Origin of the sequence: Aeromonas sp. S12(2024) (assembly GCF_041402305.1) — a bacterium.
GTDB classification, from domain to species: Bacteria; Pseudomonadota; Gammaproteobacteria; order Enterobacterales; family Aeromonadaceae; genus Aeromonas; species Aeromonas veronii.
This window is the reverse complement of sequence record NZ_JBGLRB010000003.1, coordinates 285,658-307,970: the sequence shown is the minus strand read 5'-3', so window position 1 is coordinate 307,970 and position 22,313 is coordinate 285,658. Positions and strand designations below refer to the sequence as shown.

The following is a 22,313-nucleotide window of genomic DNA, read 5'->3' as shown; positions in this document are numbered from 1 at the left end:
GGATCTTTCCCGTGCGGACATGGCACCTACCTCATCTGCTACTGCTCTTGTGGGCCACCTTCGCGCAGGCCGATCCGGGCAAGCTCGAGTATCTGAGCGAAATCTCTCCCCCGTTTAATTTCAGCGACCAACAAGGGATGCCGACCGGATTGTCGGTGGAGCTGATGCAGCTTATCTGGAAAGCGCGAGGCGTGTCGCCCCAGCCCATCCGCATTCTGCCCTGGGCCCGGGGCTACAACCTGCTGCAACAAAAACCCAATGTGGTGCTGTTTGCCACCGCCCGCACCCCGCAGCGGGAAGCGCTCTTCAAGTGGGCCTGCCCCATCGATCACTCGGAGTTTGTGCTGCTGGGGCGCAAGGCGGACAACATCACTCTCGGCTCGGTGGCCGAGATCAGCCGCTACAAGGTCGGCGTGGTGCGCTCTACCGTCTCCAAACAGCTGCTGCTCGAACGCGGTATCGATGAGCGCCAGCTGATGCTGGCCAATCGCCTCACCCAGGCGGCCAAAATGCTCACCTCAGGTCGCGCCGATCTCTTTGCGACCAACAAGCTGGCGGGCTATCAAACCCTGCAACAACTGGGCTTCAAGCCGGATGACTTTCATGTCGCCTTCGTGCTGGATGCCAGACCGCTCTGCTACGCCTTCAGCCGTCAGGTGCCCGACAGCGAGGTCGCCCTCTTTCAGCAGGCGCTGACCCAGGTCGTCGCCTCGGCGGATTTCTCGGCCCTGCAAGCCAAATACCTGCCGCTGCGCTAACACCCTGATCGCTGCCGACATAGGGCGCGGGATGGCGGCAGCCCCTCGCGCTTTTTTGCCAAACATGCTCCGTCGCCTTGGCGAAATCGGCCAGCTTGGTCACACTTGAGCAGATATTCCCTTGATCAGGATGGCAAAAATGAAACCATGGATTGGATTGGCCGGGGCGCTGCTGGCCACCCTCGCACAGGCGAGTCCTGAGCTCGGCAAACTGCACTACATCACCGAAGAGTACAAACCCTACAACTACGCCGATGCCAGCGGCGCCCCCACCGGCCTCGCGGTCGAGCTGCTGCAACTGGTGTGGAAAAAGACCAACACGCCGGCGCAGCCCATCACCATCATGCCGTGGGCGCGCGGTTACTACCTGCTGACCCAAAAGCCCAATGCGGTGCTCTTCTCCACCGCCCGCACCCAGGCACGGGATCCCCTGTTCAAGTGGGCCTGCCCCATCGGGTATGCCGAGATCGTGCTGGTGGGGCTGGCCGATCGCAATATCACCATCACCAAGCTCGACGATGCCAAGGCGTTCAATATCGGGGCGGTGCGGGCCGATGTGGGGGAGCAACTGCTGCTCAACAACGGCTTCGACGAGACCAAACTGATGGCCGCCAACCGACTGGCACAGGCGCTCAAGATGCTCACCTCAGGCCGGGTCGATCTGGTCTCCACCAACAAGACCACCATGGAGCAGCTGATCGTCGAACAAAAACTCGATCCCGCCCGCTTCAAGGAGCAGTGGGTGCTGAGCTCGGAGCAGTTCTGCTTCGCCTTCAGCCATCCGGTGAGCGACGAGCTGGTCAAGGAGTTCCAGACCGGCTTGACCCAGGTGCTGGCGAGCAGCGAATACCCGTTGCTGCACAGCAAATACTTCCCAACCCCCGCCGCCAAATAGCGGCGCCGCGTCGAGCGCCAACAACAAGGGGCCCACCGCGGGCCCCTTCGCTTTTCACCGTTTGCACTCCTCTCGCGGCGTCACCCCACCGCCCTGCCACTGCCAAGCCCCGACAATCATTAACTAATCGCTAATTAATAAAAGTTTGTGCCAGCGCAAAAAATCACTCTTTTCTGATAGTTAGCTCATCAAAACCATAGATAAGACCACTCTGGCTCCGTAATATGGCGACGGGCGTCTGTTGACCCCTTTTCCGAGATCAATGGTCAACGGCGCAATCTGGTAGCGACAGTCAGGGGCGGTAGCGACTTTAGCGTAGGGTCGATTAGCGAAGCGTAATCGTCCGCGGTAACCGTCCCCTCTCCCCTTGCGGGAGAGGGCTAGGGTGAGGGGTCGGTAACGTCTCTGCCCTGCAACAGGGTATTGGCATGGCTTCGCCAGTAGGGTCGATTAGCGAAGCGTAATCGTCCGCGGTAACAGTCCCCTCTCCCCTTGCGGGAGAGGGCTAGGGTGAGGGGTTGGGTAACGTCTCTGCCCTGCAACAGGGTATTGGCACGGCTTCGCCAGTAGGGTCGATTAGCAAAGCGTAATCGTCCGCGGTAACCGTCCCCTCTCCCCTTGCGGGAGAGGGCTAGGGTGAGGGTCGGTAACGTCATTACATGGCGGAATATCGCCCCCCTAATTGGCATGGCTTCGCCATGCAGGACACGAGGACTCCGTCCTCGACGGGGTTTCGCCGCCGCTGCGCGGCTTGGCGAGTGACTTTGGAAAGACCCGCTCTCTTTAGCAAATAACACCAAAAGTCTTCTCCCCCACTTGTTCGCCCTCCTGCGTCGGGTTCCCTCGGTTCACCCGTTTGTCCCACGGCACGCGCCGATGGGCTTTGACCTCCACCATCCATGGTGTCGGCCAAAGTCCGCTGCGGACATCCATGTCCTTGCGCCAAACCGGGCCGAGCGTTGCTCGTCCAATACCGGTTTGGCCCATGACCCAGCGGCGCTCGCTCGGCGTCCTGCCTCGCGGCCTGGACAAACGGACTCACCTCGGCGAACAACAGGGGGCAACAGCCAACCCGCCGCACCGAGGTTGGTTAACAGCATCCGGTGTATTCGAGGCTGTGATCGGGAGAGACGTTATCTCTGATCCGGCCCCTCGCCCACCCCATGGCGAGATCAGATTGTCGCGCCTATGCAACAAGCACCATCAACATGGCTGCATAGGTGAAAAAATCATGGTGAGTAAAACAGCAAGCGGCAGATATACCTATCGGGAAATGGTTGTATATCGAAACCCCGATAATTTTCCGTAGTTATAATCTCCATTGAATCCAGATTATATATTACTAATAAAGCTCACTTTATAATTTTATTGATCTATAACGGTTATTCTCAAATGAAAAAAACAGGAAAGCATAAAAATAAAACCAAAAAAAACAAATCAATTATATGCCGGAGTATTAAAGCTCCATGCCCACTATGTAATGACATTTTATCTGGTGACCTGATATTTTTGATAAAGCACTTCAAAAACATTCATGCGCGAATGCCAACCCTAGGAGAGGCTAATAGATTTAGAGCTTTTACAAAAAAAGATTCCAGGAAAAGTAATTACACAATATCATTTTTTAAAGACCGTCGGGAAATTAGTGGTGGTCTACCTAGCTTAGGAAAGAAAAAATAATAAAACTATTAAGCCAATTTAGTATGTTCACGAGCAACTACCGATTAGTATAACTTTAAATAAACTAGATTTATCTGTGGGTTAAACTTAGGTAACTAGCTCATTATTTTAAATCGTCATTGAATATAAGTAATAGTAAATTTCATCATTCAAACTCTCTTTTAAATACATATGAGGAATAGAAAGGCATGAGTGGAGGACAAACCAAGAACGCTGCCTTAACAACAGCTTTAGCCTTTCATTACCAAGTACTGATTGGTTTAGATAAATGCTTTTCACTTGAAGAAAGTCAGTCAGTTTGGTTCGAGAAAGATGGGGATGTTAGTCTAATTACATCAGATGCTTTAGCATCTACTCAAACCGAAGTGAAAGACTACAGTTCACCACTCACTGACCACCATGAAAATCTGTGGAAAACTCTTAAGAACTGGTTAGCTCCCGAGTTTGACCATACACAATACGGTAGTTTAATATTGCACACCACCCAAAAATTTGGCGCAACAACTCGGCTGAATGACTGGAATACGAAAAACACAGAACAACGTTTGGCTATTCTAAAAGCCATATTTGCAGAGCGTACAGAAGAACAACTTAATGCTGAGAAGCCCTCCGAAGTAATTAAACTACAAAAAATAGTGATGGCTTATGATGAATTATTACTTAAGAGTGTCCTTGGAAAAGTCACCTTGTTTACACAAGCGGATAACGCAGAGAACCTAGAAAAGCGAATTTTATCAAAACCCGTTGGCATTCCAAGGAATAATCTAAGCAGTTACCTTCATGGTCTAGTTGGTTTTGTATATGCACAAGCAACACAACAATCATGGCAAATTAAGCACAGTGAATTTTCAGCTAAATGTGAAGAGTTAACATCCCTTCTATGCAAAAAAACGTTCACCTTTCCAACTTTTTCAGGTTACGAGGCATCCGATCTTGAGGTTGAGCTTCATCAAGACAGACCTTTTGTTCAAAAAATATCTGAAATTGAACACCATCAGATGATTCCTGATGCGGTAGGCAACTGGCTTGAGTTGCAAAACTCTCTGCTTGAACAGTTAGATGAATATCCCTTGTATAGGGATAAAACGGTCATGTATCAAAATCAGCTAGTAAGAAAATTTAAACTTGAACATTCAAGCGCACAACTTAAAGCAAGAGATGCGATTAGAAGCTCAAAGTTACTTTACAATAAAATCATAGGGGAGCAACCACTAAACATGGGGAATGACATCCCTCCAATAGAATACAAGAATGGTCTAATTCACGATGCGATGGATGATGAAGATCGTGATTTGAAATGGAAGGTTGAACCATGAGCAGCATTGTCGATGCCCTATATGAACTAAAGTACAACCCGTTTGTATATGGTCCTTATCTAGCATCATTTTATTCTGCCTTAGATGAGTCTGAGAGCAATATTTTACTTGCTCCGTTAGTTATCCCACTATGCAGCCATCCTATTTTCGGCAAAAAAATATATAACTCAAAAAAGAATAGTACCATTTGGACGGTTTTTGATAATCGAACCAAACTCTATGACCTGCAGGAACGAATTGATGGCTTTCAAGAGTTAACTGAAGAATGCCTACAGTATTGTTTAGTCAACGACTGGTTGTCGGTAAATGAACCAACTTTGTCCCTTCGGAAGGGAGATGATTCTGATGCATCGTATACAAATCAAAGAATTGCAGAGAAGTTAGGGAAATTATTAAGCGACCATACAGTTGTTGAAATTTATGCTTTTCTAGGAGTGAAACCAAGATGAAAACGCTCATTTATGAAATTGGCGTAATTGACAAACAAGGTAACAAGCATCCAGTTAATTTTAAACCTGGCCTTAATATCGTTACAGGCAAATCATCAACAGGCAAAAGTGCCTTAATTGAAATCTTTGATTATTGCTTTGGGAGTACGGAAAACACGATTCCAAAAGGCATTATCACGATGAATGCGGCTATTTATTATGTAGCGCTTGCAGTTAACGAACAAGATATTATTATTGCTCGTGATCCGGACATGACATCGAAAGCCTTTTTCCGTCGAGTCGAAAAATACAACCCAAACGATATTTGTCGAGATTATTTTAATAAAAACTATTTCCGTCCATTAAGCGAGTTTAAGAAGCATCTAAGAGACTTTTTTTTAGATATAGATGATGTAGATGAATCATTGGCCGTCAGAGCTCTTAGACGTCATAACGCCAAAGCCGCAACCCCATCTATACGCAGCTTTTCGTCATTCATGCTTCAACATCAAAATTTGATTGCCAATAAACACGCGCTTTTTTATCGTTTTGATGAAAAATCAAAACGTGACCAAGCTATTGAGCATATTAAAATTTTCTTAGGGCTGGTTGATCAACAGTTTTTTCATCTATCACAAGAGAAAGAGCGATTAACCGCAGATGTAAAACGCTTAGAACGCCAGAAGGACACAAATAAACGCACCTCCGAACAGTATAAGAAAAATATTGAACCTGTATTAAGACAGCTGTATTCATATATGGGGTTTGAGAATGACCCCATAACATTAGAAAAAATACTTCAGCATCCACAAGATGCCAAAGAAAGACTTGATCTAATTATTATCCCAGAGAAGATAAACCATACCTCCAATGCGACAACCAAGTATTACAATAACCTAAAGTTGATGCGCAATCACAAAACGGCAGAACTAAGACGGTTATATCGACAAGCTGCGTCAATCAACAAGCACATTCAAGAAGAAGAACGTTTTGTTGATAAAATAAAACAATTCAGTTCACCTGAGCATATTCATATTTCTTCTTCTATATGCCCTTTTTGCCATACAGAAAAAGACACTCTACGACAAAGTGCAGAAAAGCTCCATCAAGCAATTACTAAGGTATCAGGTAATCTCGCTCAAGCTCACCCAATGAAAGCAAAATTCGAATCATCCTTGATTGAAGTAAAGCGTGACATTGAGCTTGTTAGTTTTGAGCTGAAAAAGGCAAACAAACAAATAACTGAAGTAGAAAGGACAGAAAAACAGCTTGCAGAGCAAAAAAGTCTATATGAAAGCATACTAATACAGAAGGCTAAGTTATTTATGCTTCTCGACACTCTGAATATGGCTGATGATGCAGAACTTGAAAAGCAAATAACAGGAATCAACAAACAACTAAGAGAAATCAACAGATCCCTTATAAAATATGATATACAAAAAGGGTTGGAAAGCGCATCAACAACTGTAAATAAATACATGGCCGACATTGGCCAACATTTTGAATTTGAATCTAGCTATAAACCCATCAGCCTTCACTTTTCATTCGAAAACTTTGACTTATATCATTTAACTCCTCGCGGTGAAAAAATATATTTAAGATCAATGGGTAGTGGCGCAAACTGGCTGTATTGTCATGTGACACTTTTTTTAGCACTGCACAAATACTTTGCCACATTAGGAGATAAATGCGCCATCCCTTCAATATTATTTTTGGATCAACCAACTCAAGTGTACTTCCCAAACTTCAACCGCGATAGCTCTGATTCTTTTGAGGAACAAAAGGACAAGGAAGAAAAACAGAGAACAATAAATGATAGACCAGTAGATGAAGATATAAAAGCTGTGGAAAATTTATTCACCCAACTATCAACTTACTGTAATGAACTCTCTTTGAATAATGGCTTTAGCCCGCAAATAATTGTGACAGACCATGCAGACAATTTAACATTGTCTAATGGAATTTCATTTGACTCACTAGTAAATGGTAACAGATGGAGAGATCGCGGCTTGATTCACCCTGTTCAAGAATAATTCGGTATAGACCATCACTTTGGGCCAGTTATAAGAACCTAATCAGATTAATAAAATGCTCGCTCACACAATGATCGTAGAACAAGGGCTACGATTTTTAATTTGGTTAACCTCGTAGTTCTAACAGTTCAACTGGCCTTATGCCTGACACTATCAGCTCTTTCCAGTGCAATCCTTTCTACACAGACGGTCATAGATGGTATCTGGCAATCTGTTGAACAAGTAAAGCTTGCGGCCACAGACAGGCACGGTATTGGTTCCCCCTGTAAACCGCCGAGTCGAGTTCAACGGGTCAGGAGCGCCATCAGGGATGATGGCGCAGCCGCAACCGGCATAGGGGCCAAATCGGATCAGGGCGAGCACTGCTCGCCCCCGATTTGGCGCGAGAACAAGGATGTTCGAAGCGGGCTTTGGCCGAAGCCATGGATGGCGTAGGCCAAAGTGCCGTCTGCAGCGCTTCGTCCTATACGTTGGACGGCATTCCGCCGAGAAATGACGTTAGCCCCCCTCACCCTAGCCCTCTCCCGCAAGGGGAGAGGGGATCAGAGCGCAGGCCACCGAGGCTTAAGCAGATCGCAGAGGCTTAAGAGGTGTCGAGGGAAGAGACACAAACAAAAACCGCAGCCCAAGGGCTGCGGTTTTTTATTAGCTCAACCTGTTGGCACCAGACGCCAACAAGGCCAACCGGCCTTAGGCACGGCGCCAGCTGGTCTTGCCGGCGCTGTCTTCCAGCACGATACCCATCTCGGTGAGACGGTTGCGGGCGGCATCGGCAGCAGCCCAGTTCTTGTCGGCACGGGCCTGATTGCGCTCGGCGATCAGGCGCTCGATCTCGGCAACCTCTTCGTCCGCTTCGTCACCCTTGAGGAAAGCCTCGGGGTCTTGCTGCAGGATGCCGAGCACGGCGCCCAGCTCGCGCAGACGGGCGCCCAGCGCGGCGGCAACAGCCATGTCTTCGGCCTTCTGGCGGTTGATCTCGCGCACCAGATCGAACAGGGCGGAGTAGGCTTCCGGGGTGTTGAAGTCATCGTCCATGGCCTCCTTGAAGCGAGCCACCTGCTCGTCGCCACCGGCAGCGGCCGCCACCGGCAGATCGCGCAGGGCGGTGTACATGCGCTCCAGCGCGGCGCGGGCTTGCTTGAGGTTATCTTCCGAGTAGTTGAGCTGGCTGCGGTAGTGGCCAGACATCAGGAAGTAACGGACGGTTTCGGCATCAAAATGGGCCAAAACGTCGCGGATGGTGAAGAAGTTGCCAAGGGATTTGGACATCTTCTCTTTATCCACCATCACCATGCCGCTGTGCATCCAGGTGTTGACGTAGTCGCCACCGTGGGCGCAGCAGGACTGGGCGATCTCGTTCTCGTGGTGCGGGAACTGCAGATCGGAGCCGCCGCCGTGGATGTCGAAGTGGTTGCCAAGGTGCTTGGAGTTCATGGCGGAGCACTCGATGTGCCAGCCAGGACGGCCCGGACCCCAGGGGCTTTCCCAGGTCGGCTCGCCGGGCTTCGACATCTTCCACAGCACGAAGTCGAGCGGGTTGCGCTTGGCATCCACCACGTCAACGCGGGCACCGGCTTGCAACTGCTCCAGATCCTGACCGGAGAGCTTGCCGTAGTCGGCATAGGATTCGACGATAAACATCACATCGCCGTTATCCGCCACATAGGCGTGCTCTTTTTCCAGCAGGGATTGCACCAGCTCGATGATCTCTTCGATGTGCTGGGTGGCGCGCGGTTCGATATCCGGGCGCACCATACCGAGGGCATCGAAGTCGGCGTGCATGTCGCCAATCAGACGCTCGGTCAGCTCGTCGCAGGTCACTTGGGTCTCGGCGGCACGCTTGATGATCTTGTCATCCACGTCGGTGATGTTGCGCACGTAAGTGAGGTCATAACCGGCGTAACGCAGGTAGCGAGCCACCACATCAAAGGCGACGAAGGTGCGGCCGTGGCCGATATGACAGTGATCGTAGATGGTGACACCACACACATACATGCCCACCTTGCCCGGGTGGATAGGTTTGAATTCTTCTTTTTGACGAGTGAGTGTGTTGTATATCTTCAGCATCTTCTAACCACTGCCTGTGAGTAAAATGGTTGGTCATAATACCCCGTTCAGGGGCAGAAAACGAGGCAGAAAAGAGGGCCAATCCCGCCTGCCAGCACGGTTACGGCGCCTGAGAGACTATGCCGCCAGCCCCTGATGGGCTAGAATTGCCACCACTTTATGCCATACACCTGCGGGCACTTCGTCGCCCGCATCAAATGAAAGGACATATCATGGTCACTCTGCACACCAATCACGGCGACATCACCCTCACCCTGAACGCTGAAAAAGCCCCGGAAACCGTGGCCAACTTCCTGCAATACTGCCGTGACGGTCACTACGACAACACCATTTTCCACCGCGTCATCGACGGCTTCATGATCCAGGGCGGCGGCTATGCCCCGGGCTTTGAAGAGAAAGACACCCGCGCTCCCATCAAGAACGAAGCGGCCAACGGTCTGTCCAACAAAATCGGCACCATCGCCATGGCTCGCACCATGGAGCCGCACTCTGCCAGCGCCCAGTTCTTCATCAACGTGAACAACAACGACTTCCTCGACTTCAAATCCGCCACCACTCAGGGCTTCGGCTACTGCGTATTCGGTGAAGTGACTGCCGGTATGGACGTGGTCAACAAGATCAAGGGCGTCAAGACCGGTAACTACGGCCGCATCCATCAGGACGTGCCGGTAGAAGACGTAGTGATCACCAAGGTGACCCTTGCTGACTGATCTCTGCCGACTCGGCACTGACAAAACTGCGGCCCCGGCCGCAGTTTTTCCATCTGCCTCCCCCACTGCCAGCCCAAACTGGCGCCGCCTTGACTATCTGGCCCACGGCAACCCGCGCCAGCGCTCGGCCCATGCCCTGCTCACCGCCGGTGTGTGGGATGAGCTGGCCACGCAGTGCGCCGATATGGCGCTGGTGAGCACGCTGGCCATCGGGCTGGATCGGCCGGGCAGCGATCTCGATATTCTCTGCCAGCATGCTGATCCGGCGGCGTTTGCCGCTACTTTTGCAGAGCAAGGCTGGCAGGCGAGCCACAAAGGCGACAATATCTGGCTGCTGGAGCGCACCTTTTCCTGCCTCGACCAGCACTGTGCTGTTGGCGGTTGCGTTGAGAGCGAGGCCAGCTGGCCGCTGGAGCTCTATGTCACCCCCGCCCCCATCGAGACGCTGAACGGCTGGCGCCACCTCACCCTGATGGCCGCGTTGCTCGAGCGGTTTGGTGATGCCTTCTACCGCGAAGTGCTGCGCCTGCGCCTTGAAGAGGGATTGAAAGGGGAAGCGGCCATGTGCCGGTTGCTGGGTCTGGCGGGCGATCCTTATGAAGCGCTACTGACGCTGGAGGGACGCAATCTGGCCGAGCTGTCATGGCAGGCGCCATCCCGTGACGATATCCATACCGCAACTGGCGCGATGGCGCCCGCAGTGCACTATTCGTCCGCTGTTGTTTCTACTACCTCTGCCACCCCCGTTTGCCCTGTTTCGACCGAGAGCCCGACCCCCACATCATGAGCACCCTCTTTATCAGTGACATTCACCTCTCTGCCCAGCGGCCCGATATGACCGCGGCACTGGTGCGCTTTCTCGAGCACGACGCCCCCGGCGCCGATGCCCTCTATGTGCTGGGGGATCTCTTCGAATTCTGGATTGGCGACGATGACCCCAATCCGCTCCATCAGCAGATGGCCGATGCCTTTTTGGCCCTGAGCCAGCAGAACGTGCCCATCTACTTTATCCACGGCAACCGTGACTTTCTGCTGGGGCAGCAGTTCGCCAAGCGCGCGGGGATGACATTGCTGGGTGACCCTTGCGTCATCGACCTCTATGGGGAGCGGGTAGTGCTGAGCCACGGCGATCTGCTCTGCACCCTGGATGAGGGGTATCAGAAGTTTCGCCGCATCACCCAGCTCAAGTGGCTGCGCTGGCTCTTTTTGCGACTGCCGCTCGCCCGCCGTCAGGCCATCGCCTGCAAGATGCGCGGCCAAAGCCAGATGGAGAATGCCCACAAGAGCCAGACCATCATGGATGTGACGCCCGCGGCGGTGGACGACACCCTGCGTGCTCACGACTGCCGGATGATGATCCACGGCCACACCCACAGACCCGCCATCCACGACTTCACCCTCGATGGCCACCCCGCCCGCCGCATCGTGCTGGGAGACTGGTTCGAGCAAGGCTCGGTGCTGGTCTGCCGCCCCGGCGAGCAGCGGCTGGAAATGCGGGCGCTGGCAACGATCGACCCCGCCGCTTATCCATCCGTCTGACATCCCCCCTGTGCGGGTTGCAGGTAAAACCTGCGGCCCGGCGCCCCCCTGTAAACCCGGTGAACCGACGTATCACGATGAGCTCAGGCTGGTATGGCCTGTGCCGATGGGGTGCTCGCCCCATCCCTATCGGTTCTGCTGCGCCAGAAACACTAAATACGGCAAAAGCCGGTCAAAAAAACATCCAAGATGCTGAAAATAAAGCAAAATGACCATTCAATCAGCGTTGAAATAAGCAAGGCGGCTCATTAGACTACCGACTCCCCTACCCGTCGTAACACAAGGAACGTATCAAACAATGAAAAAGACGGTTCTCACTCCCTTACTGGCGCTGTTGATCACAGGCTGTGGCGGCGGTGATGGCGAACAGGAAGAGACCCCTATCCGCCCCCCTGTCACCCCCAACTATTTCGAGGCATCCAGCCAGAGCAGCGCGGGCGGACAGTTGAACCCCACCAGCCTGCGGTTGGCGGCGGGTGAACAGGGGCGCTTCTCGGTACAGGCTGACAGCGGTTACCTCCTGACCGAGATAAGCGGATGTGATGGCTCCCTGGACGGCCTCACCTATACCACTGGCCCTATGAGCAGCGATTGCCAGATCTCGGCCAGCTTCACGCAGGAGAGTGCCGCCGTCTATTTCCATGCCACCACCCAAGCTTCTCAGGGGGGCGCACTCAGTCCCGACGCACTGCGTCTGAACGTCGGTGAACAGGGCCGTTTCACCGTGCAGCCCGAGAGTGGCTTCGTGCTGGCGCAGGTCACTGGGTGTGAGGGCACCCTGACGGGTAATACCTACACCACAGCCCCCATGCGCGCCGATTGTCAGATCTCGGCCCGCTTTATCAGCGATGCCACCAATGCGATTGCCCTGGAAGATCATACCCTTGCCAGCGAGCAATCCCTGATCGCCCATGCCCGTGCGGCGATTGCCGACAGTGAGGCGCACCGCACCGAGCTGGTTCGCAGCCTCTATCAGGGAATGGCACAGATCAGCTGGAACCCGAGCCACGACTCCATCACCTTTTCCAGCTTCCAGCCGGAGAGCACGGTGACCCTGCTCCCCTCCAACATCAATGGCAAGGGGGAGAACGAGATCCGGGGTCTGGTGATGGTCTCCGAGCAAGCCGATTACCGTCAGGCCGCCATGGGGGCGAACCTGTTTTCCGTTGACCGCACAGCGCAGAGCGAGGCGCTGCTCAAGGGGCTGATTGGCTGGCTGACCCGGGGCAAGGATAGCGATGGCCTGCGCATCCTCACCACCCAGATGCCTAGTCGCGCCGATAGCGTCTATTTTCCCCATAACGAAGGCGTGCGTGACTGGCTCAAGGCGATCTATCCCGACAAGCACAACATCAACCCGGCCAATACCTGCGATTATCAGGCGCTGAGCGACTGTATCGACACCATGGCGCCGGAGCTTATCGTGATCAGTGATATCGACCGCCAGGGGCTGGGGTATCAGGGGATCGCACAGGGGATCGCCAAGGCCAAAGCGGCCGGGATCCCGCTGCTGCTCTCCAACTATCGGCGCGATGCCAGCCCGCTGCTAAGCCCTCTCTATCTCGATATGGGGCTGGTCACCTGGGGCAACTACTGGTCAAAACTCAGAGCCAGCGATCTGGCAGTGAACACCATCATGGCACCCGACACCCAGCTGATGGCGGTCGATACCCTGCTTGGCAACCTTCTGGATCGCAACTTCACGACCCAGTGGCTCGATAGCTGCGGCGGCAACTTTATCAATTGCGGTGGCTCGGAGAGCTTCAACCAGCAGTTCAAGCTGGGGGCCGACTGGCTGAGAAATGCGGCCATCACCCTCGACAAGGCCGGGATCAGTCCCTTTGCCCGTGACGGCGTGACACTGTTGCCCGCCACCCTGCTGCTGGCCGACAAATACCGTGCCGCCATCGACTACCCGATTGCCTGGGATGAACATCAATCCTGGCAGCAGGCGATGTTTGCCGACTGGCTGGTGAGCTATGCCCGCACCCGTACCCCGGCCCAGCCCGATCTGGGGGAGTACGTCACCGATCGCAACAAGGTGGTGAAGGGACAAGCAGCTCACTACGCCTATCCCGCGACACTCACCGACAGTCGGCGCATTGCGGTTCCCTACAGCGGGCAGTGGACCACCACCGGCTGGTATGCCCTGCCGGGACAAACCATCACCCTGAGACGCACCGATAACGCCGATGTGTCCGCTACCGTCCGACTCAACTACCACAGGCCCAACACCAATCGCGCCTATGAGCAGAAGATCTATCGAGCCCCGCTGGAGCTGACCACCGGGCGACTGCTCTTGGCCAAGGGGGGCAGCATCACCTTCACCTCTCCTTATGGCGGCCCTATCTACCTCTATCTGGAAGGGGGGGCAGCATCGCTGGCCGTCCAGGTAAGCGCCACGGGCGTCACCCGTCATCCGGCCATCATGGATTTCAGTGATGAGCAGCAGATACGCGAGTTCAACGAGCGGCTGGAACAGACCGAGCTGCCCCATATCGATCTGCGGGCCGATGGCGCCGAACAGCATCTGCGCCGGGATCGCTTCACCAAGGCGGTGGGTGGCGTCATCCCCGACACCAATGCCCTGCTCGACAGCATCGCCCGGGATCACATCAATGGCGTCTACACCCTGGCGGGCCTGAAAATTCAGGGCAAGGGGCTCGAAGAGTCGCTGCCGGCAGATGTTAAAAACGCCTGCGTGGCACTGCTGGGGGAGGGTTGTCTCGATGAGTCGATTCATACCCGCACCATCATCCAGCATGCCAACTATGACCAGAATGCCCATTGCGGCAGCGGTTGCAGTGGCAACCCGTGGGACTCTTCCGGCAGCATCAGCCCGACCGGCTGGCTCGACAATCACGAACTGGGCCACAACCTGCAGACCAACCGGTTGAACGTGCAGTACGCTGCGGCAGGCGATGCCGACAACTGGAGTGGCTATGGCAGCCGGGCGGGGGAAAACTCCAACAACATCTTCCCTTATGTGGTGAAGTGGCGCGCCCATTATCTGAGGGATGGCAACACGGCCCCCATCAAGGATGGGCACATGAATCACAAGGATCTCTTCTATGTGTTCATGTCTGATGCGGCACAGGTACGGGACAGGAGTGGCAACCGCGTCGTGCTCGGGGCCAACTGCCAGGTGCTCGATACCGGCGAGAGTCGCTACGAAGCCCCCTGGAAGAGCAATGCCTACGCCGTCCACAACGGCTATCGCATGGCGTTTTATATCCAGATGGCATTACGCGCCCACCGTATGCTCCTGACTGATGGCACCCGGCTGAACGATGGCTTCACTATCTTCACTCTGCTCTATCAGCATTCACGGATCTTCGGCGCGGCAGCCGACAGTGAAGCGCAGTGGAATGCCAACAAGGATACGCTCGGCTTTAGCCTGTTCCCCTACTCGGGGCATGCGGTCTATGGCGGCAAACGGGTGCGCGACATACCGGGCAATGACTTTATGCTGGTTGCACTCAGTCGGCTCACCGGTTGGGACTGGCGCAATCATTTCGATCTGCTTGGCCTGCGTTACTCCAGCCTCGCGGTCGCTCAGGTGCAGGCCAACCAGCGTTATGGCAGCCTGCCGATGGGGATGTATGTGCTGGAGGATGACCTGCCCCCAGCCACCATGAGCGAAGGTGTCACATTCCTGCCGCTCTCCGAAAGCGACGGATCCACCCTCTGGCCCCGTAACAGTGGCTCGCCAAGCGCCTGCCCAACACCCTGAATCCGGTCATCACGATAACCACAACAAGCGCCCGGCAGGGCGCTTGTTGCTTATCCAGCCTCTGGCCCCGTTGTTGATGATGTGAAGAGGGTGGAATAAGTGGTGATCGCTCACCGATCAGCAAAGCAAACCTGCACTCCTCCTTCCGTCCCCGGGTTGTGTGAACCCCGTCACCTTGCCCCTTGCCAATTGAGAGGATGATGGCGCTCAGGCAGAAACATCTTTCTCGCCAGCTATTTCAACAAGTTGAGGTTTATATGCCTGACAGCAATGCGGTCGCTCACCCGTTCGATGCCAAGAAGATCAATGTCAACGATCCCTATGAGATGAAGCAGTGGATCAAAATGTTCGAGTGCACCGAAGTCCAGCTGAAACGGGCGGTCAAGGCAGTCGGCACCTCAGGCAAGGCGATCAGAAAACACCTCAAGAAGTGAGGGTGCAACCCCGTCACAAACCCGGCCCCGCTCGCGGGGCTTTTCTCATCTTGGCCTTTACGTGGGCCCGTCCTGCCTCCGGTTTGGCTGCGCACATACCGCCTTTCAACCGCTCATAACCGGACTGTGCAGCCCGACCAGCACTGGCCGCCGTCCGACAGCTTGTGACCAGCCAGCGCCGTCCGGCCCTTCGCATCCCGGCATCCCTGCCTATAATGCAGGCTCAAACACACAGAGAGGATTAATCCATGGGCTTTATCAGCTGGATCGTATTGGGACTGTTGGTGGGTATTCTGGCGAAGTGGATCATGCCGGGCCGCGATGGCGGCGGCTTCTTTATGACTGCCCTGCTGGGGATTGTCGGCGCCATGGTTGGCGGCTATGTGGGTACCCTGCTGGGGCTGGGCTCGGTGACCGGTTTCAATATCCCGAGCATCGCGCTGGCGACCGTGGGTGCCCTTATCGTCCTGTTTGTCTTCAACAAGATCCGCAGCTGACCCCCAACGCCATCTATGTGTAGATAAACAGGGCACCGCGAGGTGCCCTCTCTTTTTTATCGCCCTCACGATGTTGCAAGCGGCAAGATCAACCTCACCAGCAAGCCCCCCAGCTGGGTGGCCGGCAGCAGCACCACTTCGCCGTGGTGGTAGTGGGCGATATCGCGCACCAGCGCCAGACCCAGCCCCGCTCCCGGCTGTTCACTCCCCTGCTCGAGGCGCTGGAACGGCTGCCAGACCCGCTCCGCCAGTTCGGGGGCGATGCCGGGGCCGCTATCCTCCACCTCCAGCCAGATCTGCCCGTTGCTGCGCACCACCCGCGCCGTCACGGTGCCGTGGGGCGGGGTGTATTTGATGGCGTTGTCGAGCAGGTTGGCACAGAGTTCCCCGAGCAGCAGCGGCTCCCCCGCCACCATGATGGCGGACTCCTCCCCCTCGTAACCGAGATCGATCCCCTTGCTGCGGGCCTGCGCCAGCCGTGACAGACAGGCCTGCTGCACCAGCGCCGTCAACTCCATGGGCTCACGCTGGCGCAGCCCGGAGCACTCGTCCGATTTGAGCCGGGCCAGCAGCAGTAACCGCTCGGTCAGGGCGATGGTGTGATCGAGCCGCACGGCCATGGCATCGAGACTTTCGCTCATCAGGGCCGGATCGCCACTGCCGCGCGCCACTTCCACCTGGGTTTTCAGGATGGTGAGCGGGGTGCGCAGCTGATGGGCCGCATCGGCGCTAAAGCGCTCCTGCCGGGCCACCAGCTGGCGCAATCGGGCCAGCTGGCGGTTGAACGCCAGCACCAGCGGCCGGGTCTCCTGCCAGGGGAGCAAATCCGGCAAGGGGGCGAGATTGGCGGCATCGCGGCGCAGGATCTCCCGCGACAGGCGGCGCATCGGGGTGAGCAGCCGTTTGAGCAACAGATAAGCGAGCAGCAGAGTGAGCACCACCAGCGCCCCCTGGGTCAACAGGGCCGACCAGAGCAACTGCTCCGCCAACTGCTGGCGGCCGAGCAGGGTTTCCGCCACCGTGATGCGGGCCATACCGTTGACGCCCCCCTCGCCTACCGGTTGCAGCAGCATCACGGCACGGATCGGCGCCTCCTGATAGAGCCCGTCATAGAAGTAGGCAAGCGCCGGATAGCGGTCGGTCAGCGGCGTGCCGTCCGGCATGGGAGGCAGATCATCAAAGCCGGAGATGACCCTATCGTCGATGCCGCGCACCTGATAGAAGAGGCGATCGCGCATGTTGCGCTCGAAGCTGTCGAGCACCACGTAGGGCACATCCACCCTGAGGCTGCCCTCGGCTGCCGTCAGCCGCTCGGCAACGGTACGGGCCGAGGCGAGCAGAGTGCGATCATAGGCCGAGGTGGCCGCCGCCAACGCGCCGTAGTAGCTGTACCAGGCCGAGGCGGCCCAGAGGATCAGCAGGGGGCCCCCCAGAAACAGCAGCAGTTGATGGAGCAGGGAGCGGCTAATGGGAGGCCTCCGGCGCCGCTTCCAGCAGATAGCCGAGACCGCGCAGGGTGGTGATCACCACCCCGCTGCCCACCAGCTTTTTGCGCAGCCGGTGGATATAGAGATCGATGCTGTCGAGCCCTACCTCGTCATCGAGGTTGAACACCTGCTCGAACAGCTGCCCCTTGGCGACGGGCCGCCCGTGGCGGTACATCAGCGCGGTCAGCAGCGCCTGCTCACGCGGAGTCAGGGCAAGGCGGGCATCGGCCAGCAGAAAATAGCCGTCGGAGTGCAGGGTCAGGCGCCCCAGCCGCAGCTCGGCACCACCACTTTCGCTGCGCCGCAGCAGGGCTCGCAACCGAGCATCCAGCTCCCCCAGATCGAACGGCTTGGCCAGATAGTCATCGGCACCGGCATTGAGGCCACAGATCCGCTCCTCCACCGCGCCGCGGGCGGTGAGCAGCAGCACCGGCACCCCCTGCCCCCTACTGCGCAACCGGCCGAGTACCGCCAGCCCGTCGAGCTTGGGCATCTCGATATCGAGCACCGCCAGCGCGTACTGTTCGTGGCGCAGCAGGTGATCAGCCTGAGCCCCGTCAGCTACCCAATCCACCGCGAAACCGGCGCTGGTGAGTGCCCGCGACAGCCAGTGGGCCAGTTCGTGATTATCCTCTGCCAACAGCAAGCGCATCCCTCTCCCCTTGTTCCTAACCGCAGCATTCAGCCGCACTGCTTCAACTGCATCCCTTCGTCACTGCCATTGCGGGAGAAGGTGCGATCAGAGTCACACTCCCGGCTCTTGGTCAGCGATTGAAAGGTGAATGAAAGGTTGTTGTTTTAACAATTTCGCATCACTTCGTCTATCGACGGAGTCACACCCAGGAAAAACAACGACAAGATGGAGCACACAACCATGAAGCAACGCACACGTCATGCCCTCGCCCTGCTAACCCTGCTCGGCGCCCTGCCACTGCAGGCGGCTGAAAGTGCCACGACCCCGAGCCGTACCGAATGTATCGCACCGGCCAAACCGGGCGGTGGTTTCGATCTCACCTGCAAGCTGCTGCAGGTGAGCCTGCAGGAGACCGGCACCATCGACAAGCCGATGCGGGTCACCTATATGCCGGGCGGGGTCGGCGCCGTTGCCTACAACGCCATCGTGGCCCAGCGCCCTGCCGAGGCGGGGACCGTGGTCGCCTTCTCCGGTGGCTCCCTGCTCAACCTCTCACAGGGGAAATTTGGCCGTTACGGGGTGGACGATGTGCGCTGGCTGGCGGCGGTGGGCACCGATTACGGCATGATTGCGGTGCGCCACGATGCTCCCTATCAGAACCTCAAGGAGCTGGTGAGCGCCATGGAACGCGATCCCAACAGCGTGGTGATCGGCGCGGGTGCCTCCATCGGCAGTCAGGACTGGATGAAGACGGCGCTGCTGGCCAAACAAGCCGGGGTTGACCCCCACAAGATGCGCTACGTCGCCTTTGAAGGGGGTGGCGAGCCGGTCACCGCGCTGCTGGGCAACCATGTGCAGGCGGTCTCCGGTGATTTGAGCGAGATGGTGCCCTATATCGGTGGCGACAAACTGCGGGTGCTGGCGGTGTTCTCTGCCGAGCGGCTGCCCGGCAAGCTGGCCACCATCCCCACCGCCAAGGAGCAGGGTTATGACCTGGTGTGGCCGGTGATCCGCGGCTTCTATGTCGGCCCCAAGGTGAGCGACAGCGAATACCAGTGGTGGAAGCAGACCTTCGATCAGCTGGTAAAGACCGACACCTTCAAGGCGCAGCGGGATCTGCGCGGCCTGTTCGAGTTTGACCTCACCGGCGAGGCGCTCGACAGCTACGTCAAGGAGCAGGTGGCGCAATATCGCGAGCAGGCCAAAGCCTTCGGTCTGGCCAAATAGGAGCCGCAGCCATGAGCGATCGCATCTTCGCCGCCATCTGGCTGCTGCTCTGTCTGGCAGGCGCCGCTATCGCCTGGCAGATCCAGAGCGAATACAGCTATGAGCCGCTGGGGCCGCGCCCCTTCCCCCTCGGCATCATCGGCCTGATGGCGCTCTGCGCCCTGTTGCTGCTGCGCCGCCAGCCGGACACCGTCAGCTGGCCGCCGCTGCGTACCCTGCGCCACCTCGCCATCATGGTGGTGGCGTTGGCCGGGTACGGTGCCAGCTTCGAGTGGCTGGGCTTTCCGCTGGCCACTACCCTGCTCACCTTTGTTCTGGGGCGCCTGTTTGGCGCCTCTGCCAAAGCCGCCCTGCTCTCCGGCGTCGTCGGCGGTCTGGTGCTCTATCTCGCCTTCGACCGGCTGCTGGATGTCACCCTGCCCCTCGGCGTCTGGTTCTCTTAAGGAGTCAATATGGATACCTGGATGTACCTATCCCAGGGCTTTGCGGTGGCACTCACCCCGGAGAATCTGGTGATTGCCCTGATCGGCTGCTTTGTCGGCACCGTAGTCGGCCTGCTGCCGGGCCTTGGCCCCATCAACGGGGTCGCCATCCTGTTGCCGCTGGCTTTTGCCCTGAAACTGCCCCCCGAATCGGCGCTCATTCTGCTCGCCACCGTCTACATAGGTTGCGAGTATGGCGGGCGGATCTCCTCGATCCTGCTCAACGTGCCGGGGGATGCCGCCGCCATCATGACCGCGCTGGATGGCTACCCCATGGCCCAGCAGGGCAAGGCGGGAGTGGCCCTCTCCATCTCGGCGGTCAGCTCCTTTGTCGGCTCCATGCTCGCCATCGGCGGGATCATTCTGTTCGCCCCGGCGCTGGCGCGCTGGTCCCTCGCCTTCGGCCCGGCGGAGTATTTCGCCCTGATGCTGTTCGCCATCGCCTGCCTTGGCAGCATGATGAGCCAGAACCCGCTCAAGTCCTTTATGGCGGCGCTGATTGGGCTGGGGCTCGCCACCGTCGGGGTGGATGCCAACACCGGCGTCTATCGCTTCACCTTCGACAGCGTTCACCTCTCGGACGGGGTGCAGTTTATCGTGGTGGTGATCGGCCTCTTCTCGGTGAGCGAAATCCTGCTGATGCTGGAGCACACCAGTGGCGGCGGCAAGCTGGTGCGCACCACCGGACGGATGCTGTTCAACTTCAAGGAGCTGGTCCATTGCACCGGCACCATGTTGCGCTCATCCACCATCGGCTTCTTCGTCGGCATTCTGCCCGGCGCCGGTGCCACCATTGCCAGCGCCATCACCTACATGAGCGAGAAGCGACTGGCGGGGCCCAATGCCAAATTCGGCGAAGGGGACATTCGCGGCGTGGCCGCACCGGAGGCGGCCAACAACGCATCGGCCTGCGGCTCCTTTATCCCCATGCTGACACTGGGAGTGCCGGGTTCGGGCACTACGGCGGTGATGATGGGGGCGCTGACCCTCTACAACATCACCCCCGGCCCCACCATGTTCACCGAACAGCCCGATGTGGTGTGGGGACTGATCGCCGCCCTCTTGCTGGCCAACGTCATGCTGCTGGTGATGAACATCCCCATGGTGGGGCTCTTTACCCGCATGCTCTCCATCCCGCTCTGGTTTTTGGTGCCCGCCATCGCCAGCGTCTCGGCGGTGGGGGTCTATGCGGTGCACAGCACCACCTTCGACCTGTTGCTGATGGTGGCCCTCGGGGTCTTTGGCTACCTGCTGCGCAAGATGCACTTCCCCATGTCACCGCTCATTCTGGGCTTCGTGCTGGGTGAAATGCTGGAGCAGAACCTGCGCCGCGCCCTCTCCATCAGCAATGGCGATACCGCCATCCTGTGGAGCAGCGGCATCAGCCAGACCCTGCTGGTACTGGCCATCGTGGTGATCACCCTGCCCCCGCTAGTACGCCTGCTGCGCCGCCGCAAAGTCGATCCGCTGATCCCGGAGGCCCGTCCGGAGCAGGGAGCCTGATCCCCCTGAACAGAAAGAGGCACGCCAGCAAACTGGAGTGCCGTTAACGAACAAGGGCCCCACACAGTGGGGCCCTTGTTTATGAATGGCGTGTTGATGCCATCCCGCGATTCAAGTCAGTAGGTCACTGCGCATCCGGCTGGTTGGCGGGGGCCGCCTTGATAAAGGCTTGCAACTGTTCGCAGTTGGCGACGATGCGGCGGATGGTGGGGTAATCGCCCAGGGTCATGTCGTAGCGGCGGGCGTTGTAGACCTGGGGCACCAGCATGCAGTCGGCCAGGGTTACTTCGTTGCCAACACAGTAGACACCGGCAGTGGTCATCAACAGCTGTTCGAGGGCGGTGAAGGTCTCGTCAATCCAGTGGCGATACCAGCGGGTCTCCTGCTCGTTGTTAGCCCTGAAGTGCTCTTCCAGATAGTTGAGTACCCGCAGATTGTTGAGCGGGTGAATATCACAGGCGATCATGTTGACGATCTGGCGCACCCGGGCCCGCGCGTCGGGGGAAGAGGGCATCAGAGAATAGGCGGGATAGGTCTCGTCAAGGTACTCCATGATGGCGACCGACTGACCAATCTGCACATCGCCATCCACCAGAAACGGCACCAGCCCTTGCGGGTTGATCCGGCGATAGGCCTTCTCGCTCTGCTCGCCTTGCCGCAAATTGATGGGATGCTGCTCGTAGGCGAGCCCCTTGAGCTGCAACACGATCCGCACCCGAAAACTTGCCGACGAACGCCAATAGCCAAACAACTGCAACATAATCTGTCCCTGCATCTTATCTGGGCCCAAAGCCCGGCAGGTGCTCACCACCTGCCTCCTTGTGTATCCGGCACCGGTTGAGGGCTCGTCGTGATCCGGACATATCCCGAATATCCTTGCCGCCAACCGG

At 56.7% G+C, this 22,313-nt stretch carries 18 protein-coding genes; 14 read left to right on the top strand and 4 right to left on the bottom strand.

The features are described 5' to 3' along the window. The first annotated feature begins 11 nt into the window (after positions 1-11). From ACB035_RS04980 to ACB035_RS04960, 5 genes are all read left to right on the top strand, one after another. On the top strand, positions 12-758 hold the full coding sequence (locus tag ACB035_RS04980; protein ID WP_103251035.1) for an ABC transporter substrate-binding protein: 747 nt from the start codon (positions 12-14) through the stop codon (positions 756-758). A 139-nt stretch (positions 759-897) separates the two neighbouring features. Continuing rightward, the gene (locus ACB035_RS04975; RefSeq protein WP_042056222.1) at positions 898-1,653 is read left to right on the top strand and encodes an ABC transporter substrate-binding protein; all 756 of its coding nucleotides are present in this window, start codon (positions 898-900) and stop codon (positions 1,651-1,653) included. 1,868 nt (positions 1,654-3,521) lie between these two features. Continuing rightward, complete coding sequence (locus ACB035_RS04970) at positions 3,522-4,649, top strand: hypothetical protein (RefSeq protein ID WP_371166810.1); 1,128 nt, start codon at positions 3,522-3,524, stop codon at positions 4,647-4,649. Next, a complete protein-coding gene (locus ACB035_RS04965) occupies positions 4,646-5,098 on the top strand; it encodes a three component ABC system middle component (protein ID WP_322863967.1) in 453 nt (150 codons plus the stop codon). The genes ACB035_RS04970 and ACB035_RS04965 overlap by 4 nt, the downstream gene beginning before the upstream one ends. Further along, the gene (locus ACB035_RS04960; protein WP_371166809.1) at positions 5,095-7,110 is read left to right on the top strand and encodes a DUF3732 domain-containing protein; all 2,016 of its coding nucleotides are present in this window, start codon (positions 5,095-5,097) and stop codon (positions 7,108-7,110) included. Before ACB035_RS04965 ends, ACB035_RS04960 begins: the two co-directional genes overlap by 4 nt. Before the next feature lie 690 nt (positions 7,111-7,800). Here ACB035_RS04960 and cysS read toward each other — a convergent pair. Beyond that, positions 7,801-9,177 carry a cysteine--tRNA ligase gene (gene cysS, locus ACB035_RS04955; protein WP_371166808.1) on the bottom strand — a complete coding sequence of 459 codons (1,377 nt, stop codon included), beginning with the start codon at positions 9,175-9,177 and terminating at the stop codon, positions 7,801-7,803. 212 nt (positions 9,178-9,389) lie between these two features. Here cysS and ACB035_RS04950 point away from each other — a divergent pair, with 212 nt between their 5' ends. The 6 genes from ACB035_RS04950 (at position 9,390) to ACB035_RS04925 (ending at position 16,090) form a co-directional block, all read left to right on the top strand. Beyond that, positions 9,390-9,887, top strand: coding sequence for a peptidylprolyl isomerase (locus ACB035_RS04950; RefSeq protein WP_005337417.1), 498 nt, complete (start codon positions 9,390-9,392; stop codon positions 9,885-9,887). Further along, positions 9,877-10,674: a DUF4269 domain-containing protein gene (locus tag ACB035_RS04945; protein WP_371166807.1), complete on the top strand. Its 798-nt coding sequence runs from the start codon at positions 9,877-9,879 to the stop codon at positions 10,672-10,674. The genes ACB035_RS04950 and ACB035_RS04945 overlap by 11 nt, the downstream gene beginning before the upstream one ends. Then, the gene (gene lpxH, locus ACB035_RS04940; RefSeq protein ID WP_371166806.1) at positions 10,671-11,426 is read left to right on the top strand and encodes a UDP-2,3-diacylglucosamine diphosphatase; all 756 of its coding nucleotides are present in this window, start codon (positions 10,671-10,673) and stop codon (positions 11,424-11,426) included. The genes ACB035_RS04945 and lpxH overlap by 4 nt, the downstream gene beginning before the upstream one ends. 298 nt (positions 11,427-11,724) lie before the next feature. Further along, positions 11,725-15,159, top strand: coding sequence for an ImpA family metalloprotease (locus ACB035_RS04935; RefSeq protein ID WP_371166805.1), 3,435 nt, complete (start codon positions 11,725-11,727; stop codon positions 15,157-15,159). A gap of 257 nt (positions 15,160-15,416) precedes the next feature. After that, on the top strand, positions 15,417-15,593 hold the full coding sequence (locus ACB035_RS04930; protein WP_019445078.1) for a DUF3606 domain-containing protein: 177 nt from the start codon (positions 15,417-15,419) through the stop codon (positions 15,591-15,593). Positions 15,594-15,841: 248 nt separating this feature from the next. Continuing rightward, the gene (locus ACB035_RS04925; RefSeq protein WP_005350930.1) at positions 15,842-16,090 is read left to right on the top strand and encodes a GlsB/YeaQ/YmgE family stress response membrane protein; all 249 of its coding nucleotides are present in this window, start codon (positions 15,842-15,844) and stop codon (positions 16,088-16,090) included. Between the two features lie 65 nt (positions 16,091-16,155). Here ACB035_RS04925 and ACB035_RS04920 read toward each other — a convergent pair whose 3' ends face one another. Together ACB035_RS04920 and tctD are read right to left on the bottom strand one after the other, a co-directional pair. Next, entirely contained in the window at positions 16,156-17,505 is a 1,350-nt protein-coding gene (locus ACB035_RS04920; RefSeq protein ID WP_371166826.1) for a sensor histidine kinase, read from the bottom strand. Between the two features lie 49 nt (positions 17,506-17,554). Further along, a complete protein-coding gene (gene tctD, locus ACB035_RS04915) occupies positions 17,555-18,229 on the bottom strand; it encodes a transcriptional regulator TctD (RefSeq protein WP_371166804.1) in 675 nt (224 codons plus the stop codon). A gap of 222 nt (positions 18,230-18,451) precedes the next feature. On the opposite strand from tctD, the gene ACB035_RS04910 reads away from it, so the two are divergent. The 3 genes from ACB035_RS04910 to ACB035_RS04900 are packed head-to-tail and all read left to right on the top strand — an operon-like array spanning position 18,452 to position 21,423. Further along, positions 18,452-19,438, top strand: a complete 987-nt coding sequence (locus ACB035_RS04910; RefSeq protein ID WP_005350924.1) for a tripartite tricarboxylate transporter substrate binding protein — start codon at positions 18,452-18,454, stop codon at positions 19,436-19,438. Between the two features lie 11 nt (positions 19,439-19,449). Continuing rightward, on the top strand, positions 19,450-19,881 hold the full coding sequence (locus tag ACB035_RS04905; protein ID WP_005350923.1) for a tripartite tricarboxylate transporter TctB family protein: 432 nt from the start codon (positions 19,450-19,452) through the stop codon (positions 19,879-19,881). 9 nt (positions 19,882-19,890) lie between these two features. After that, positions 19,891-21,423 (top strand): tripartite tricarboxylate transporter permease, encoded by a 1,533-nt coding sequence (locus ACB035_RS04900; protein WP_371166803.1) that lies wholly within the window; start codon positions 19,891-19,893, stop codon positions 21,421-21,423. Between the two features lie 124 nt (positions 21,424-21,547). Here ACB035_RS04900 and maiA read toward each other — a convergent pair whose 3' ends face one another. Next, on the bottom strand, positions 21,548-22,183 hold the full coding sequence (maiA, locus tag ACB035_RS04895) for a maleylacetoacetate isomerase (RefSeq protein ID WP_371166802.1): 636 nt from the start codon (positions 22,181-22,183) through the stop codon (positions 21,548-21,550). Positions 22,184-22,313: the final 130 nt, after the last annotated feature.

What these genes read in the sequence shown, in the direction of transcription:
- ACB035_RS04975 (WP_042056222.1), top strand. Translation starts at nt 898, where the DNA reads ATGAAACCATGGATTGGATTGGCCGGGGCGCTGCTGGCCACCCTCGCA.
- ACB035_RS04970 (WP_371166810.1), top strand. Translation starts at nt 3,522, where the DNA reads ATGAGTGGAGGACAAACCAAGAACGCTGCCTTAACAACAGCTTTAGCC.
- ACB035_RS04965 (WP_322863967.1), top strand. Translation starts at nt 4,646, where the DNA reads ATGAGCAGCATTGTCGATGCCCTATATGAACTAAAGTACAACCCGTTT.
- ACB035_RS04960 (WP_371166809.1), top strand. Translation starts at nt 5,095, where the DNA reads ATGAAAACGCTCATTTATGAAATTGGCGTAATTGACAAACAAGGTAAC.
- cysS (WP_371166808.1), bottom strand. Translation starts at nt 9,177, where the DNA reads ATGCTGAAGATATACAACACACTCACTCGTCAAAAAGAAGAATTCAAA.
- ACB035_RS04950 (WP_005337417.1), top strand. Translation starts at nt 9,390, where the DNA reads ATGGTCACTCTGCACACCAATCACGGCGACATCACCCTCACCCTGAAC.
- lpxH (WP_371166806.1), top strand. Translation starts at nt 10,671, where the DNA reads ATGAGCACCCTCTTTATCAGTGACATTCACCTCTCTGCCCAGCGGCCC.
- ACB035_RS04935 (WP_371166805.1), top strand. Translation starts at nt 11,725, where the DNA reads ATGAAAAAGACGGTTCTCACTCCCTTACTGGCGCTGTTGATCACAGGC.
- ACB035_RS04930 (WP_019445078.1), top strand. Translation starts at nt 15,417, where the DNA reads ATGCCTGACAGCAATGCGGTCGCTCACCCGTTCGATGCCAAGAAGATC.
- ACB035_RS04925 (WP_005350930.1), top strand. Translation starts at nt 15,842, where the DNA reads ATGGGCTTTATCAGCTGGATCGTATTGGGACTGTTGGTGGGTATTCTG.
- tctD (WP_371166804.1), bottom strand. Translation starts at nt 18,229, where the DNA reads ATGCGCTTGCTGTTGGCAGAGGATAATCACGAACTGGCCCACTGGCTG.
- ACB035_RS04910 (WP_005350924.1), top strand. Translation starts at nt 18,452, where the DNA reads ATGAAGCAACGCACACGTCATGCCCTCGCCCTGCTAACCCTGCTCGGC.
- ACB035_RS04905 (WP_005350923.1), top strand. Translation starts at nt 19,450, where the DNA reads ATGAGCGATCGCATCTTCGCCGCCATCTGGCTGCTGCTCTGTCTGGCA.
- ACB035_RS04900 (WP_371166803.1), top strand. Translation starts at nt 19,891, where the DNA reads ATGGATACCTGGATGTACCTATCCCAGGGCTTTGCGGTGGCACTCACC.
- maiA (WP_371166802.1), bottom strand. Translation starts at nt 22,183, where the DNA reads ATGTTGCAGTTGTTTGGCTATTGGCGTTCGTCGGCAAGTTTTCGGGTG.